Below are 13790 nucleotides of genomic sequence, written 5' to 3' on the forward strand. Positions count from 1 at the left end.
AGACGCCTTAGCTGAGGTGCTTCGACACCGCAGCGGTCATCTTGAACATCGAGATCTGCGAATTGCCGATCACCGCGCCAAGCTTGGCATCAGGATTGATCTGACGCTTGTCATTCTTGTCCTGAAGGCCGTTTGCCTTGATGTAGTCCCACACCTTCGAGGTGACCTGAGCGCGCGTCATCGGACCTTTGCCGATCACGTTTTCGAGCTCACCTGAAAGCTGCACCGGCTTCTGCAGTGCGTTGGTCTTGCCAGCCATGGTATTTTCTCCCTTTTAAGATGGCAGGTTAGTCAACTTCTTCGTCGTCCCACGCCATCTCGTCCGCGGCTTCGACGCCGGTGAACGGGGCGGTTAGGACTGCGCAGGCGGTAATCGTGCCCTTGAGCGAGGCGACAAGGTCATCGCGGCTCGCACCGGGCATGAGAGTAAGCGGCAGATCGGTCGCGAAGATCTGGAACACGTATTGACGCGTCTCGCCAATCGGCGGATCGGGCAGCAACCATTCGGAATTGCCGAGGTGGTTCTTGCCCGTACGCGGCGGCACTTCACCCTCGAGCAGTTTGCCTCGCTGACCTGCAAGTCCCCAAACAAGCCAGTGGCATTGCGGGGCGCCACCGGTGGTCGAGGCGTCCTCGACGATAATCACGAGCTCCTGCGAGCCCGGCGGAGGCGCAGTCCATTCGAGCGGCGGCGCTACCGCGTCTTCTTCCTTCGCGGTGAAGCACGGATCGAGTTCTTCGCCCGCATCGAAAGCGGGGCTGGACAGGGCAAAGCCACCGCGCCCGAATGAACGCGCGTCGCCGAGCGTCGCGATCGCAAGGCCGGGATGGCGCGATGCGGCGGGCAATTTGGGGCCAAGCCAGTCAGGCAGGTCAGGCATGATTCTGTCTTTCCATATTGATTTTGGTAGTCTCATCGAGGGAAGGAAACGAGGCACTGGCACCCGATTTGCCCCGCTTTCTGCGGAAAACATGGCGAAATTGCGGGAAAAATGCCTCAGATCGGTGGCGACAGGTCTTGTATTGGCCGTTGCGCCTTGCCGAATGAGGGCCGTCATTGCATGGTTCTGCCCCTCGCCATCCGGCGAAAACCAGTTCCACGCAAACCTCTTTCCGTCGGAGTCGCACTTACATGAATATTGGTCGCACAACCCTTTCCGCAACCCTTTCGCTCGCCCTCGTGGCTTGCGGGGGCGGAGGCAACAACAACCCCGGCCCCATCGCGGGCGGGCCTACTCCTGCACCTCCGCCCACAGCGAACTGTTCACTGTCAGCCCAGCAGGACTTTGCCGATGATGTGCTCGATCAATGGTATCTGTTCCCCAATCTGCTCGACAATACGGTGAACAAGGCCAATTTCAGCGACCTGCAAAGCTATCTGGACGCGCGCGTAGCGCCCGCGCGTGCGCAAAACAGGGATCGCGGCTTTACCTTTGCGACCTCGATCGCCGAAGAGAACGCGCTGATCAATTCAGGCTCGAGCGCTGGTTTCGGCATTCGGCTGATCTATGACATCAACAACAATCGCGTGTTCATCGCGGAGGCATACGAAAACGCCCCCGGCTTCGCGGCCGGTATGGACCGCGGAACCGAGCTGGTCGCAATAGGCACCGATGCAAGCAATCTCACTACGGTCTCTTCGCTGATGGCATCGGGCGGACCGCAGGCGGTCATTGATGCTCTCGGGCCATCCGATCCAGGCGTGACGCGAGTGATCCGCTTTGCGCAGGTCGGCGGTGCTGTGGTCGAGCAATCCATCGCCAAGGCTGATTTCTCGCTGGATCCCGTTTCGGATCGCTACGGCGCGCTTGTCCTGAACGATGGCGGAAAGAAGGTCGGATATCTCAACCTGCGGACGTTTATCGTTGGCACTTCGGACCGCCAACTCGTCGATGCGTTTCAGGAGTTCAGCAATGAAGGTGTAACCGAATTCATCATCGATTTCCGCTACAATGGCGGCGGCCTCGTCCGAATTGCCGATCTCATGGGCGACCTCATGCGGGGGCCGAATACGGGACAAATCTTTAGCAAGACGATCTTTAACGATCAGCAGTCAGGCCGCAATTCAACCGAGTTGTTCGAAAGCACCACTCAGTTCCTCAATGCTCAGACGGGAGCGCTCGGGCCGGATCAGGCCATCCCTTCGGTCAACCCGATAAAGATCGCATTTATTGGCCGGGGTGGTACCGCTTCGGCAAGCGAGCTCGTCATCAACTCAATGCTGCCCTATGTCGATCCGGCCAATATCGCGCTAATAGGCAGGAATACCTCAGGAAAGCCGGTAGGTCAGTTCGGCTTCGACTTGGACGAGTGCGATCTACGCATCCGCGCAGTGACCTTCAGGACGGTCAATGCTGACGACGAGGGCGAATACTTCTCCGGCTTGGCAGGTGTTATGCCCAATACCTGTATTGCCAACGACGATATCTTCACGCAGTTCGGCGATCCGAGCGAGGCTTCGATAGCGCAGGCCCTCTCATTCCTCCGAGGCCAGACCTGCAATCCGATCAGCGGGGGTGCCGGACAAACCGCTCAAGGCGTGGGAGGGCGCGAATTGCTCCAGCCGCGCCGGCCCAATGCAGCGCAGCACGAGATACCGGGTCTGTTCTAGCCGATTATCGGGCGGCGGTCCGGATGCCCTGAGGAGGCTCTCCTTCGGCACAGACGATCGCCGCCGATATCGCTTTTGGCGAAGACGATATCGGGCCGCAGACTGATACTGATTGCTTGGGATCAATCCAAACACTGGGGTTTGTTTTTGGTAGGCATACTTGAGCCGTGGAGAAGTTTCCCAATACCTCTCCAATCCTACATCCCTTCCGGGACCGTATCGAAACCGGGAATTCCACCAAGATCGAACCAATTCTGTTTGCTTTTCGTGTAGCAATGGAATTGCGGTTGCAGTCCGCTCGTATCGTCGAGGGTCCCCGCCTTGATGAACATCAGCCCTTTTGAATCATCCAGGCGGGTGAAGACCGGCGATCCACAGGTGTCGCAAAACTGGCGATAGACCGTTGCGCCACTGTCGCCCTTGTCGTTGTAGGTCTTGACTTGTCCTTCGACCTCCAGCGCATTCTCCGGGACGCCGATGATGATCGAAAGCGCGCTACCAGCCTGTTTCTGGCAATTTTTGCAGTGACAAGTCACACACACGATCGGGTCTGCATCGAGCGTGTAGCGCACCTTTCCGCAAAGACATCCCCCCGTCTGTGCCATTACTCTCTCCCCGTCGGCAATCCGTGGTCATCTTCGTTGCTGGTGATCAAGAACACGAGAAAGCCTATCGCAAATACCGCATCGATGCCGATGACAACCCGGGCAAGGACGCTGCCTTCGGGAGAGAACGCATCCAACGCCAACAACGCCACGACCCCGACCTTGCCGACCACTCCTGCCCACAGGACAGGGCCAAAGCGCAGGGGATCACGCGCGACAAGCATGTAGACGATGCCGAATGCGAAAACGAGCAAGCCGATAATGCGGGTATCCACCATCGTCCCGGGTGCCAGCATTCCGCTCAATCCGACAAGGAAATTGAAGATCGCCGCCGCCCAGAAAAATATGCGCCATCCGCGCCGGGACTCCGTCTCGCCCAACTGCGTTCCCACGATGCCGTCATTCACTGCGCTTCTTCTCCTGTGTAAGGTTCATCGCTGCTGTACCCGCAGCCATATAGTGTAGCCTCTCCGATCGCGACCGTAGCGGTATACGGATATGTTCTGTCCGACATACCGTCGTTGCATTCGCCCGGCGTAAGCGCGACCTGCACGTCCTCGCCATCGATTTCGCCCGAAAACCCCAGACCGTTGTTCCCGGCAAACCGCGACACCGCGAAAGCGGATCCCTCGACATTGTCAGGGGTCGAGTACTTCGCGAGATAACCGTCTGCCTGCGGGACGATCTCCATTCCCCAGAATGGCTCGTTGCCAACGAGGTTCACGGTCGCACTGTCCGCAATCCCAGCGAAAACTTCGCCGCGTTCGTCGATTCCTGTCGATTGCTGGCAAGCGGTTGCGAGCATCGCTGCTGCGAAAAGTCCCACCGCCCTTGCGGCGCGACCTGCTCTGCCGATCTCCAAACCCATGGCACGGACCTTAATCGCGCATTGTCCCAAACGCAAAAGGCGGACCCGCGCGGGGCCCGCCTTTCCGAAGCGTTATCCGCAGTCTCGATTATTGCGGCATAAGCACGGTGTCGATCACGTGGATTACGCCGTTCGACGCTTCTACATCGGTCGCGGTCACGGTCGATGTGCCGCCCGTCGCATCGGTAAGCACCACTGCGCCATCGACGATGTTTGCAGTCAGTGTGCCGCCACCAACGGTTTCCAGCGTCAAACCGCCTTCGCCGGCTTCTGTGATTGCATTGGTGATGGCTTCCGCGTCGAGCGAACCGGCGACGACGTGATACTTCAGTATCTCGCCAAGCGTTTCGGTGTCGTTCGTGGTGAGTTCAGTCAGCGTCGCCTCATCGATCTTGGCAAAGGCATCATTGGTCGGCGCGAAGACCGTGAAGGGTCCTTCACTCGAAAGAGTCTCGCCAAGACCAGCAGCGGTCACGGCGCTCACGAGGGTGGAGAAGCTCTCATTGTCCTGCGCGACTTCGACGATGGTGCCGGGCGCAGTTGCGTCGGCCGTCATCGCGGTGTCATCCGCAGTCATGGCATCCTGGGTTTCTGCTTCGGGCGCACATGCGGCGAGTGCAAGCGCGGCGGTAGAAGCGAGCATAATCTTGAGCGATTTCATGGGGGAAGTCCTTGAATTAGCTTATCGGGGTTTGTGCGATCGGGATGCAGGCATTTGCCTCGTCCCATCACATATACGCAGAGCAAACCCGCCCGGATGTCCCGAAAAGCTTTTCCAACGCACGACATCCTTGTCCCGGCCCTCCCTGATACTCGCGCAGATCGACGGAACCTCGGTAGGACCTGCCGGTTGATCGAACATGCACTTTGAACCCACGCGCGCGGCAGGTCTTGCCCGTCTTTCCGATTTCCTCCCGCGTGCCGGGCGCGATTATGCCAACAGCCGCAATTACGATGATGGTGTTCCCGAAGACGGTGCCCGTCGGAACGTCTCGCAATTGTCTCCGTGGCTGCATGCGGGACTGATCGATGAAGGCGAAGTGCTCGACGCCGTCCTTGCGGAGCATTCGCCGCGAACCGCCGAAAAGTTCATTTCCGAAGTTTTCTGGCGCATTTACTTCAAGGGCTATCTCGAACAACGGCCTGGCATCTGGCGCGGCTTTTGCGAACAGCGCGACAGGTCGATCGGGGAGCTTGACGACAATGCGGGACTGCGCCGGGCTTATGAAGAGGCAACCGGCGGACGCACGGGTATCGAGGCATTCGATCACTGGGCCAGGGAATTGGTCGAAACCGGCTATCTCCACAACCACGCGCGCATGTGGTTCGCTAGCATCTGGATTTTCACTCTCAAGCTCGACTGGACCCTCGGCGCCGACTTTTTCCTGCGCCACCTGATGGATGGCGATGCGGCTTCCAACACTCTTAGCTGGCGCTGGGTCGGCGGGCTTCACACCACGGGGAAGACCTACCTCGCCCGGGAAAGCAACATCGCTCGCTACACTGCAAACATGACCGCTGGACCGCTTGAGGCACAGGGTCTCGCGAGCGAAGCACCCGCGCTTTCCGAGGGTGAAGAATATGGGCGCCAAGGCCTCGCATTGCCCGATCGGCCAGCCCGCGATGCATTCGACGCTCCCTATGCGCTGATCCTGCACGACGAGGCCGCCAGTCATGTGCCGCTCGCCCTTCCACGCCCTCCCGATCTGGTGATAGGCGCTCCTAGACCAGAGGCTCGCTCAAGCAGAGAGATAGGATCGCACGCCCGCGCCTTTGCGCGCGGGGCGGTCGAGAACGGTCTGGCGGAGGCGGCTGATACTTTTGGATGCGAGCGCAGGATGTGGGAGATGAGCGACGACCTTTCCAACCAGCTCGCCGCAGCCGGTCTGAAGCGCATCGCCATCCCGTTTCTACCGACAGGCTGGATCCGCGATGCGCTCATGCCCGAGCTCGCGCCCATCTTTGAACAAGGCGATGCGATCGACCTTCTGGGCGATCTCGACCGAGCTACCTGGCCGCATGCCAAAGCCGGCTTTTTCGGCGTAAAGAAGAAGATTGAAGGCGTGCTCGCCGAGGTCGGCATCACCGGCTGATCCCTCGCCGGGGAAGCTTCATCCCGATCAAAACCATTGACTAAAAGCCCGTTTTCTCTTCCTCTTTCTCGGCAACCGGTAGGGGGATAAGAAACATGGCAGGTGGACTGGCTCTGGCTTTGAGCGGTGGCGGCGCGAAGGGCGCGTTCCAGGTGGGCGTGCTCGACGAACTCATTGTCAATCGCGGCGTCGAGTTCGAAACCGTGGTTGGCACCTCGACAGGGGCGATCCAGGCGGCGGGCGTAGCGCAGGACGATATTCCGCGTCTCCTTTCGTTCTGGACCGGGCTCAAGGGCAATTCCAGTATCTACAAGGGCCGCGGCGGGATGATCTGGGCGATCATTACCGGCAAAAATTCGCTCTACTCGACGGGTCCGTTGCAAGCTCTGCTCCACGAAATGATCGACGATGAAAAGATCCGCGCCACCGGCAAGAACCTGCGCATCGCGGTGGTCAACATCACGAATGGGGAGCTGCGCATCGTCGGCGAGAACACCGACAACATCGCCGACTGGGTCTATGCGAGCTCCGCCCAGCCTCCCGGCTTCCCTCCGCTTCGCACCCGCACCGCCGACGGCCTGCTCGAACAGTGGGTCGATGGGGGCTTGCGCGACGTGACGCCGTTTTCCGCCGCGCTAAAGGAGCGCCCCCGCGCCGTTCTCGCCGTGCGTGCCGAAGCGCCTCCGTTCTGGACGCCCAGGGAATACAAGAGCGCGGTCGATATCGGCTTTCAGGCGGTCGACATTCTTACGGCCGAGGTTGCCGACAATGACCTTGCCAATGTCGAGTTCATCAACAGCCTCATCGCCGCCGAGGCCGAACAGCGCGCCGAGCTTGCCGCGATGGGCATGGCACCGGCGGATATCGATCGGGTGATGAAGCCGCTGAACGACGAGATCGAGCGCTTTCGCTTCGTCCCCACCATGGTGCTCCAGCCCGAATTCGACCCTTACGAAACGCTCGAGTTCGATCCCGTCCTTATTGCCGAGCATATCGAGCGCGGCCGCCAGGCGGTGCGTGACAGGTGGAGCGAGCTTGCCCCGTTTCTCGGAGTCGGCGGCTGACGCCTACTCCTTCGCCCCTTGTCTTGCGTAGGGCTCGCCGGGAGCAAGCTTTCGCACCATCCTCACCGGGCAGCGCAGCGGAGAGATATCGTCCTGGACGACCAGATCGACATCCAGCCCGTCGCAAATCCGCCCCGGCCCCTGACGCACGAGCGCAATCGAACGCGCAAAGCGCAATCCGGGGCATGAACGAAGCAGTTCGAACTCGTAGGTATCGGAAGCTCCCACATCGATCAGCACGTGCGTATCGGAGCGTCGACCCTTCTCGTCCTCGATCGAGCGGAAACCGTTGACCTGCTCGGCAAAAAAGCATTGCCGTCCGGTTTCCTCGGCTTTGGCAAGTGCCGTCTGCGGCGCTTCGGCGTCGGACGCGGGATCAGGCTGAGCCGTCATGCACGAGGCGAGGGCCAACGAAGCCGCCCCGGCTACCATCACGCTTGGTAAAGTTATCGCATTTTTTCGCATGACCGTCTCCTCACATCGGAAGGCCACCCGGCAGCGCCCTTCGTCAGAGCGCTTTTTCGGGCCGGGGGTCGTGCTTGTGGCGTTCTTCCTTGCCCAGCACGCGCTCGAGCCGCTGCGCCATCGTGTTCGCCGCCTTGCGCGCGGCATCGTCAACCTTGGACGCGCGCTCGCTCACACCGATCGGGCGACCGCCGCGCGGCCGTGCCTCCATCGTGCATTCCTTGTCGTCGGCGCCGTGTTTCGCGCCGTTCACATCGCGCACATGCACCTCCACGCGGGTGAGCCGGTCCTCGAACCGCGCGAGCTTCGTGCGCACCGCGGCCTCGATCCTCTCGGCCACGTTTTCCGTGCCCATCACCGAACTGTCGGAATTGAACTGGAACTGCATGGTGGCGTTCTCCTCTTGTTGTTTGTCTCTCGACATCCAAGATGGGGATTGGCGCACGCGAGTCCAGTGAAATCGGATCGGTTGTCGATCGAGTCCGGTTAACCCGATCTCAGCGAGAGTCATGCTAGGGCAATGCGCATGGACCCGATGATTATTTCCTGGATTGCCGGGTCGCGCTCAGCCTGATTGGCTGGGGCAGCCTCGTGCATTTCGCGTGGATCGCGCGGACCTGGCCGAGCGCGCAGGGACACGTGGTCGACAACGTCGCCGAGTGGTCGCACGGAGAGGAGACGGGCGGGCGCAGAGCGGTCTATTACCCGCTGATCGAGTTCGATGCGGGCGGGACGAAGCACCGCGCCAAAGGCGGTGTCGGCAAACGCAAGCCGTGGGCGACGGGCGATGCAGTGAAGCTGCACTACAAGCGCGCCAATCCAAACCACCTGCTCGATTTCAACTGGTGGCAACGGTTGTTTTACTCCGGCGCGTTCATCCTGCTCGGCGGCCTGTCTCTCGCGGTTGCGCTCGGCTGGGTGCGATAGCCTCCTCCATGCGAAATTGACGAAGTTGACACCCTGTCACCCGGCATCTTCGCGCGCAAACCCGCAGGATCGAGCCGTTTTCGGGCGAAAATGCGAATTTGACACTTCTCCAACTTGAAACGTCCTAGTCTTCACCCTCGTCCCTCTCATCCTCACCCCAATCCTCACCATCCGCATCCTCGTCTTCCTCTTCCTCGCAATCGCATTCGTATTCCGATCCGCAATGCGGGCATTCGAGTAGGCTTTGGGCCTCTTCCAGCTGCATTCGGCTTTCCTCATCCCAGGTGTCCGGTCCGCGCTCGATCCGGCGCATGAGGCGGGCGAATTCGCTCCCGTCCTTCTCCGCGCGGAAGGCGAAGCCGGGATGGGTCGAGCGCATGTAGGGCGCGCCGAGCTTGTCGCGCATCAGCAGCAGCGCGACCGTCAGCCGCTCGTCGAACTTGCGCGAGGTGCCGATGAGCTCGCCCTTGTAGAAGTGCGGCACCTCGGTCCCGTGCATCGCCCGCTCAAGCGCGATCTCGGCGAGCGCATCGAAACGGCAGCGCAGTGCAGAGTGCCACGCGAGATCGAAAGGCTCACCCTTGAGGCGCGCGCGAAGGGCATAGGCCGACTGGCGGCTCATCCCCGCCGCCCGCGCGGCCTCGGCCACCGAATGAGAGGAAGCGAGCGCGCGCAGGAAGGTCAACTGGCGCTCGATAGTCCAGCCGTCCTGGCGGGTGGTGTGAGAGGTTTGCGGCGAAGTGGCGAGGGCCTGGCCGGAGGACGCCGGAGCGGTGTCGGCGGGATCGTCGGATTTGTGGGTCATCCGACAGGGTAAGGCAGAAATTGGCGGAGTAGGAAAGAATTGCGTAGGCCGACCCGCCCATGGGCGAACGCGCCCTATTGCTGCGCGAGGGCCTCCGCTTCACGCTTGGCCGCGCGTCTAGCATCGGCTTTTTCGCGTGCAACCACAGTCTTACGGGCCTGATCGGCTAGCGCTCGCCAGCTCTTTTCGGCACGCAGCTCGCGCACTCTTACATTCTCGAGCGTCGCCTCTTTCGCACGCAACGCTGCCTCATCGGCGCGCGCGGAATAGAATTCGTAACTCTGGCTCATACGTCTGCCTCTCCCGGAAAATATTCTCGCAAGTCGAGGTGCTCCTCCCACGCCCAAGGTCGCAAAGAACGTGGGAGGAACTCGATGAATTGCGTTCAGTCGGCAGCCGAAATGTTTGTCGCGCTTTCCTTGCCATTGCGGCCGACCTCGACGTCGTAATTGAGGCGTTGGTCCTTCTCGAGGCTGAGCATCCCGGCGGCCTGAATGGCGCTGATGTGGACGAAGTTGTCTGCCGACCCATCGTCCGGTTGGATGAAGCCATAGCCCTTGTCGGCGTTGAAGAATTTGACGGTGCCAGTCTTGGCCATAAATCGTTCCTTTCAAGAACGTGAGTGTTGCCCACGAGCGACATGCCCGAGGGTCGTGCGTAGATCGTTCAGGGAGAAAGGAAGTCGTCGTCCGGTTAGCGCCGGGGGTTCGAGAACCAGACGGCGGATCGCAAATTTCGAAGTCCGTCGCAAATTCCGACGTCAGCGATGGCGGTGTAACAGAGAATTGCCCCATCGCCTAATTATTGTTCGCGAGGGGCAGTGCCTATTGCCCGGAGCGGACCGTCCAGCGATACTCGTCGGCACCGATGCTCCGGCGGCGCTCGCGGATGCGCCTGGCGTAATATTCGACGAGGTCAAAATAGGTTTCGCCATCCTCGCGCCCGGCGCTTTGCCGCTTATTCATGAGCGCGCGCTGGTGCTGGTAGAGCAATTGGTTGAGGTCCATTGTGGTCGTCCTTTCGGGTGCGCGCTCGCACGCCAAGGATCGGCGCGGACACGCGGGCTAAGAGACGAAATGGATGGAAAGGCGCGCGTCCCGGACGCGGCGAGCCGTCAATCGCGACTGGTAGCTGCATGGAGTGTAGCACCCTTGGGCGGGAACGCCTAATGGGCGAATTGAGGCGAGCGGGTCACTACTCCCCACTCACCCGCGCCGTCACCTTGATCTCGACCTCGCCTTGAGGCGCATACAGCCGGTCGATGTCGATCGCGGTCCATGCCGGGAAGGGTGCTTTCACATAGCGGTTCTTCACCGCCGCCAGCGCGGGGAGCGAGGCGTCTATATCGACATGGTAGGTGGTGAGGTCGACCACGTCGTCCCAGCTCGATCCGGCGCGCGCCAAGACGCTGCCGATATACTGGAAGGTCAGGTCATAGGCGTCCTCGCGCGTCATGCCTTCGGGCGCGGGGCCTGCGATCACGCCGGAGAGATACACGGTGTCGCCGTGGATCACCGCTTCGGAAAAGCCGAACTGCTCCATGAAAGCGCGGCCCGCCTCGTCCTCGGGCATGATGGTCTGCTTGGTGTTTGCCGGTGCCTCTTCGTGGCCGTCCGCCAGCGCAGGCGCGCCCACGAGCGCGAAGGCGCCCGCGATCACGATGCTCGTTGTCCTCATTTTCCCTCTCCCTTGAAAATGCGCCCCTATCCAAGCCCGATGACCAGCAGCACCATCGCCGCCGTGCATGCGAGCGTTCTTATGTGATTGAAGGGCAGCCAGCGCGCGAGGTAATTTTCCCACATCGCCTTGCCCTCGGCGCTCGCCGGGTCGACCGCGTCGAGCCTGTTGTTGAGCGGCACGTTGCCGATGACGGTGACCACGAACATGCCGACGACATAGACCGCGCTCCCGGCGATCACTGCCCAGCCCTGGGGCCCCGCCATGCCGATAAGGCCCAGCACGATGAGCGCCGCGCAGGCGAGCGTGCTTGCGAAGAACAGCGGCAGGAACGCGCTCTTGAGGATCACACGGTTGATAGACTGCATCGCCCGCGCGCCGGGCTCGTCGCCCAGCTGGGCAAGCGAGCGCATGACGAAGACCGAGAAGGTGAAATAGACCCCCGCCATGATCCCGGCGGAGACGGCCGCGAACCAGATGAGGAGGGTGACGAGCATTTCCATGTCTCACTCCCTGTTCGCGACCACAAAGTGCCGTGAGCCTAGCCCGCTGCGTCGTCCGTGGGAAGGTAGAGCTTCTCCCCCTTCTCCTTGTAGACCCGGCTCATCTCTTCCATGCCCTTTTCCGCCTCCTCTTGCGTGGGCGCGGCGGCGAGGAAGCTTTCGGGGTCGCTATTTTGCTTCGCGGCAAATTCGCGCACTTCCTGGCTGATCTTCATCGAGCAGAATTTGGGCCCGCACATCGAGCAGAAATGCGCGGTCTTGGCGCCTTCTGCCGGGAGCGTCTGGTCGTGATATTGTTCGGCCGTTTCGGGATCCAATGACAGGTTGAACTGGTCGCGCCAGCGGAACTCGAAGCGGGCCTTGGAAAGCGCGTCGTCGCGGACCTTTGCTGCGGGGTGTCCCTTGGCAAGGTCGGCGGCATGGGCGGCGAGTTTGTAGGTCACCACGCCCACCTTCACGTCGTCGCGGTCGGGCAGGCCGAGGTGCTCCTTGGGCGTGACGTAGCAGAGCATCGCCGTGCCATACCAGCCGATCTGCGCCGCGCCGATGCCGCTGGTGATGTGGTCGTAACCCGGCGCGATGTCGGTGACGAGCGGGCCCAAAGTGTAGAACGGAGCCTCGCCGCAGGCCTCGAGCTGCTTGTCCATGTTCTCCTTGATCTTGTGCATGGGCACGTGGCCCGGCCCTTCGATCATCACCTGCACGTCTTGGCTCCAGGCGCGCTTGGTGAGCTCGCCCAGAGTGTAGAGCTCGGCGAATTGCGCCTCGTCATTGGCGTCGGCAATCGAGCCGGGGCGCAGGCCGTCGCCCAGCGAATAGGCGATGTCATAGGCCTTCATGATCTCGGTGATCTCGTCGAAATGCTCGTAGAGGAAGCTCTCCTTGTGATGCGCGAGGCACCATTTCGCCATGATCGATCCGCCGCGGCTGACGATGCCGGTGACGCGTTTCGCCGCGAGCGGGACGTAGGGCAGGCGCACGCCTGCGTGGATCGTGAAATAGTCGACGCCCTGTTCGGCCTGCTCGATCAGCGTGTCGCGGAAGATCTCCCACGTCAGCTCCTCGGCGATGCCGCCGACCTTTTCGAGCGCCTGGTAGATCGGCACGGTCCCCACCGGCACGGCGGAGTTGCGGATGATCCATTCGCGTGTGTCGTGAATGTTGCGCCCCGTGGACAGGTCCATAATCGTGTCCGCGCCCCAGCGGGTCGCCCAGACCATCTTGTCGACTTCCTGCGCGACATCCGACGCAACGGCGGAATTGCCGATATTGGCGTTGATCTTGACGAGGAAATTGCGCCCGATCGCCATCGGCTCGCTTTCGGGGTGATTGATGTTCGAGGGGATGATCGCCCTCCCCCTCGCGACTTCATCGCGGACGAATTCGGGGGTGATGACATCGGGAATTTGCGCGCCCCAGCTTTCCCCGTCGCGCACGAGGTCCGCGGCGATCTCGCGGCCCAGGTTCTCGCGCTCGGCGACATATTCCATCTCGGGGGTGATGATGCCTTTGCGGGCATAGTGCATCTGGGTGACGTTCGCGCCGGGCTTGGCGCGCAAGGGGCGTTTTACTGTGTTTGGGAATTGCGGGACGCCGCCCGAGCGGTCGGGACCAAGCTGGCCGTTATCTTCGGGCTTCACCTCGCGCCCGTCATATTCCTCGACATCGCCGCGCCCCCTGATCCACTCGCTGCGCAGGGCAGGCAAGCCGGCATTGATGTCGATCTGCACATCGGGATCGGTATAGGGGCCGGAGGTGTCGTAGACCCGCACGGGGGGTTCGCCGCCCTCCAGATCGATCTCGCGCATGGCGACGCGGATGCCTGAGCCGGTGCGCGCGCCGACATGGACCTTGCGGCTGCCGCGAATGGGGCCGGTGGTTACGCCGATCTCTACCGGGGAATTGATGTCGGCCATAATTGCTCACTCCAAGGGGCGGAGTGCGGGCCTCTGGCATGCGACCGGCCCACTCCCTCCGCCTGTGTTAACAGGTTCAGGTTCAACGGGTCGGGCGGCGCTTACCCCGCCCCTCTCAGCCAAGACCAAGCTGGCTCCCCGGGGATGGGCACGGTCTAGGCGGCTGCGCGGCGTGAGTCCAGTACAGTCGGAGAGGATGGCCGCAAGGATTAATTGCAAACGCGTCGCATTAGCTGTTGCCAGAGAATCTCACCCG

The 13790-nt window shown here is 61.4% G+C and carries 19 protein-coding genes and 1 riboswitch; of the genes, 4 read left to right on the plus strand and 15 right to left on the minus strand.

Translation table 11 applies throughout. From position 1 onward, the window contains the following. Positions 1-7 precede the first annotated feature (7 nt). Together FIU90_RS14535 and FIU90_RS14540 are read right to left on the minus strand one after the other, a co-directional pair. The gene (locus FIU90_RS14535) at positions 8-259 is read right to left on the minus strand and encodes an SWIB/MDM2 domain-containing protein (RefSeq protein WP_152435428.1); all 252 of its coding nucleotides are present in this window, start codon (positions 257-259) and stop codon (positions 8-10) included. Between the two features lie 28 nt (positions 260-287). Further along, positions 288-881, minus strand: coding sequence for a YbhB/YbcL family Raf kinase inhibitor-like protein (locus FIU90_RS14540; RefSeq protein ID WP_152435429.1), 594 nt, complete (start codon positions 879-881; stop codon positions 288-290). A 251-nt stretch (positions 882-1132) separates the two neighbouring features. Between FIU90_RS14540 and FIU90_RS14545 the strand changes: the two genes are divergently transcribed. Then, entirely contained in the window at positions 1133-2611 is a 1479-nt protein-coding gene (locus FIU90_RS14545) for a S41 family peptidase (protein ID WP_152435430.1), read from the plus strand. 197 nt (positions 2612-2808) lie between these two features. On the opposite strand, the gene FIU90_RS14550 is transcribed toward FIU90_RS14545, so the two are convergent. From FIU90_RS14550 to FIU90_RS14565, 4 genes are all read right to left on the minus strand, one after another. Beyond that, on the minus strand, positions 2809-3216 hold the full coding sequence (locus FIU90_RS14550; RefSeq protein WP_152435431.1) for a GFA family protein: 408 nt from the start codon (positions 3214-3216) through the stop codon (positions 2809-2811). Beyond that, positions 3216-3623, minus strand: a complete 408-nt coding sequence (locus tag FIU90_RS14555) for a hypothetical protein (protein ID WP_152435432.1) — start codon at positions 3621-3623, stop codon at positions 3216-3218. The genes FIU90_RS14550 and FIU90_RS14555 overlap by 1 nt, the downstream gene beginning before the upstream one ends. After that, positions 3620-4084 (minus strand): COG3650 family protein, encoded by a 465-nt coding sequence (locus FIU90_RS14560; RefSeq protein ID WP_152435433.1) that lies wholly within the window; start codon positions 4082-4084, stop codon positions 3620-3622. Before FIU90_RS14560 ends, FIU90_RS14555 begins: the two co-directional genes overlap by 4 nt. 88 nt (positions 4085-4172) lie before the next feature. Further along, a complete protein-coding gene (locus FIU90_RS14565) occupies positions 4173-4745 on the minus strand; it encodes a fasciclin domain-containing protein (protein WP_152435434.1) in 573 nt (190 codons plus the stop codon). A 199-nt stretch (positions 4746-4944) separates the two neighbouring features. Between FIU90_RS14565 and FIU90_RS14570 the strand changes: the two genes are divergently transcribed. Together FIU90_RS14570 and FIU90_RS14575 are read left to right on the plus strand one after the other, a co-directional pair. Further along, positions 4945-6177, plus strand: a complete 1233-nt coding sequence (locus tag FIU90_RS14570; protein WP_152435435.1) for an FAD-binding domain-containing protein — start codon at positions 4945-4947, stop codon at positions 6175-6177. A gap of 95 nt (positions 6178-6272) precedes the next feature. Next, positions 6273-7241 carry a patatin-like phospholipase family protein gene (locus FIU90_RS14575; protein WP_152435436.1) on the plus strand — a complete coding sequence of 323 codons (969 nt, stop codon included), beginning with the start codon at positions 6273-6275 and terminating at the stop codon, positions 7239-7241. A 3-nt stretch (positions 7242-7244) separates the two neighbouring features. Here the strand turns inward: FIU90_RS14575 and FIU90_RS14580 are convergent, their stop codons facing one another. Together FIU90_RS14580 and FIU90_RS14585 are read right to left on the minus strand one after the other, a co-directional pair. Beyond that, positions 7245-7706, minus strand: a complete 462-nt coding sequence (locus FIU90_RS14580; protein ID WP_172970291.1) for a DUF6491 family protein — start codon at positions 7704-7706, stop codon at positions 7245-7247. Positions 7707-7749: 43 nt separating this feature from the next. Further along, the gene (locus FIU90_RS14585) at positions 7750-8094 is read right to left on the minus strand and encodes an HPF/RaiA family ribosome-associated protein (RefSeq protein ID WP_152435438.1); all 345 of its coding nucleotides are present in this window, start codon (positions 8092-8094) and stop codon (positions 7750-7752) included. 203 nt (positions 8095-8297) lie between these two features. On the opposite strand from FIU90_RS14585, the gene FIU90_RS14590 reads away from it, so the two are divergent. Further along, the gene (locus FIU90_RS14590; protein WP_172970292.1) at positions 8298-8633 is read left to right on the plus strand and encodes a DUF3592 domain-containing protein; all 336 of its coding nucleotides are present in this window, start codon (positions 8298-8300) and stop codon (positions 8631-8633) included. 124 nt (positions 8634-8757) lie between these two features. On the opposite strand, the gene FIU90_RS14595 is transcribed toward FIU90_RS14590, so the two are convergent. From FIU90_RS14595 to thiC, 7 genes are all read right to left on the minus strand, one after another. After that, positions 8758-9438: a hypothetical protein gene (locus FIU90_RS14595; protein WP_152435440.1), complete on the minus strand. Its 681-nt coding sequence runs from the start codon at positions 9436-9438 to the stop codon at positions 8758-8760. A 74-nt stretch (positions 9439-9512) separates the two neighbouring features. Beyond that, positions 9513-9728, minus strand: a complete 216-nt coding sequence (locus FIU90_RS14600; RefSeq protein ID WP_152435441.1) for a hypothetical protein — start codon at positions 9726-9728, stop codon at positions 9513-9515. 95 nt (positions 9729-9823) lie between these two features. Next, positions 9824-10036 carry a cold-shock protein gene (locus FIU90_RS14605; RefSeq protein ID WP_152435442.1) on the minus strand — a complete coding sequence of 71 codons (213 nt, stop codon included), beginning with the start codon at positions 10034-10036 and terminating at the stop codon, positions 9824-9826. Between the two features lie 226 nt (positions 10037-10262). Then, on the minus strand, positions 10263-10445 hold the full coding sequence (locus FIU90_RS14610; RefSeq protein WP_152435443.1) for a hypothetical protein: 183 nt from the start codon (positions 10443-10445) through the stop codon (positions 10263-10265). 187 nt (positions 10446-10632) lie between these two features. Continuing rightward, positions 10633-11115 carry a RidA family protein gene (locus tag FIU90_RS14615; RefSeq protein ID WP_172970293.1) on the minus strand — a complete coding sequence of 161 codons (483 nt, stop codon included), beginning with the start codon at positions 11113-11115 and terminating at the stop codon, positions 10633-10635. Between the two features lie 26 nt (positions 11116-11141). Next, positions 11142-11618, minus strand: coding sequence for a DUF1772 domain-containing protein (locus FIU90_RS14620; protein ID WP_152435445.1), 477 nt, complete (start codon positions 11616-11618; stop codon positions 11142-11144). A 38-nt stretch (positions 11619-11656) separates the two neighbouring features. Beyond that, positions 11657-13534, minus strand: a complete 1878-nt coding sequence (gene thiC / locus FIU90_RS14625; RefSeq protein ID WP_152435446.1) for a phosphomethylpyrimidine synthase ThiC — start codon at positions 13532-13534, stop codon at positions 11657-11659. Between the two features lie 35 nt (positions 13535-13569). Then, positions 13570-13685: riboswitch (TPP riboswitch) on the minus strand. Positions 13686-13790: the final 105 nt, after the last annotated feature.

It is taken from the genome of Erythrobacter sp. THAF29, from assembly GCF_009363635.1.
Classification (GTDB): Bacteria; Pseudomonadota; Alphaproteobacteria; order Sphingomonadales; family Sphingomonadaceae; genus Erythrobacter.

Excerpts from the sequence above, each read along its gene's own strand:
- FIU90_RS14560 (WP_152435433.1), bottom strand. The coding sequence starts at position 4,084 with ATGGGTTTGGAGATCGGCAGAGCAGGTCGCGCCGCAAGGGCGGTGGGA.
- FIU90_RS14545 (WP_152435430.1), top strand. The coding sequence starts at position 1,133 with ATGAATATTGGTCGCACAACCCTTTCCGCAACCCTTTCGCTCGCCCTC.
- FIU90_RS14605 (WP_152435442.1), bottom strand. The coding sequence starts at position 10,036 with ATGGCCAAGACTGGCACCGTCAAATTCTTCAACGCCGACAAGGGCTAT.
- FIU90_RS14615 (WP_172970293.1), bottom strand. The coding sequence starts at position 11,115 with ATGAGGACAACGAGCATCGTGATCGCGGGCGCCTTCGCGCTCGTGGGC.
- FIU90_RS14580 (WP_172970291.1), bottom strand. The coding sequence starts at position 7,706 with ATGCGAAAAAATGCGATAACTTTACCAAGCGTGATGGTAGCCGGGGCG.
- FIU90_RS14565 (WP_152435434.1), bottom strand. The coding sequence starts at position 4,745 with ATGAAATCGCTCAAGATTATGCTCGCTTCTACCGCCGCGCTTGCACTC.
- FIU90_RS14540 (WP_152435429.1), bottom strand. The coding sequence starts at position 881 with ATGCCTGACCTGCCTGACTGGCTTGGCCCCAAATTGCCCGCCGCATCG.
- FIU90_RS14575 (WP_152435436.1), top strand. The coding sequence starts at position 6,273 with ATGGCAGGTGGACTGGCTCTGGCTTTGAGCGGTGGCGGCGCGAAGGGC.
- thiC (WP_152435446.1), bottom strand. The coding sequence starts at position 13,534 with ATGGCCGACATCAATTCCCCGGTAGAGATCGGCGTAACCACCGGCCCC.
- FIU90_RS14620 (WP_152435445.1), bottom strand. The coding sequence starts at position 11,618 with ATGGAAATGCTCGTCACCCTCCTCATCTGGTTCGCGGCCGTCTCCGCC.
- FIU90_RS14610 (WP_152435443.1), bottom strand. The coding sequence starts at position 10,445 with ATGGACCTCAACCAATTGCTCTACCAGCACCAGCGCGCGCTCATGAAT.
- FIU90_RS14550 (WP_152435431.1), bottom strand. The coding sequence starts at position 3,216 with ATGGCACAGACGGGGGGATGTCTTTGCGGAAAGGTGCGCTACACGCTC.
- FIU90_RS14595 (WP_152435440.1), bottom strand. The coding sequence starts at position 9,438 with ATGACCCACAAATCCGACGATCCCGCCGACACCGCTCCGGCGTCCTCC.
- FIU90_RS14570 (WP_152435435.1), top strand. The coding sequence starts at position 4,945 with ATGCACTTTGAACCCACGCGCGCGGCAGGTCTTGCCCGTCTTTCCGAT.
- FIU90_RS14600 (WP_152435441.1), bottom strand. The coding sequence starts at position 9,728 with ATGAGCCAGAGTTACGAATTCTATTCCGCGCGCGCCGATGAGGCAGCG.
- FIU90_RS14585 (WP_152435438.1), bottom strand. The coding sequence starts at position 8,094 with ATGCAGTTCCAGTTCAATTCCGACAGTTCGGTGATGGGCACGGAAAAC.
- FIU90_RS14535 (WP_152435428.1), bottom strand. The coding sequence starts at position 259 with ATGGCTGGCAAGACCAACGCACTGCAGAAGCCGGTGCAGCTTTCAGGT.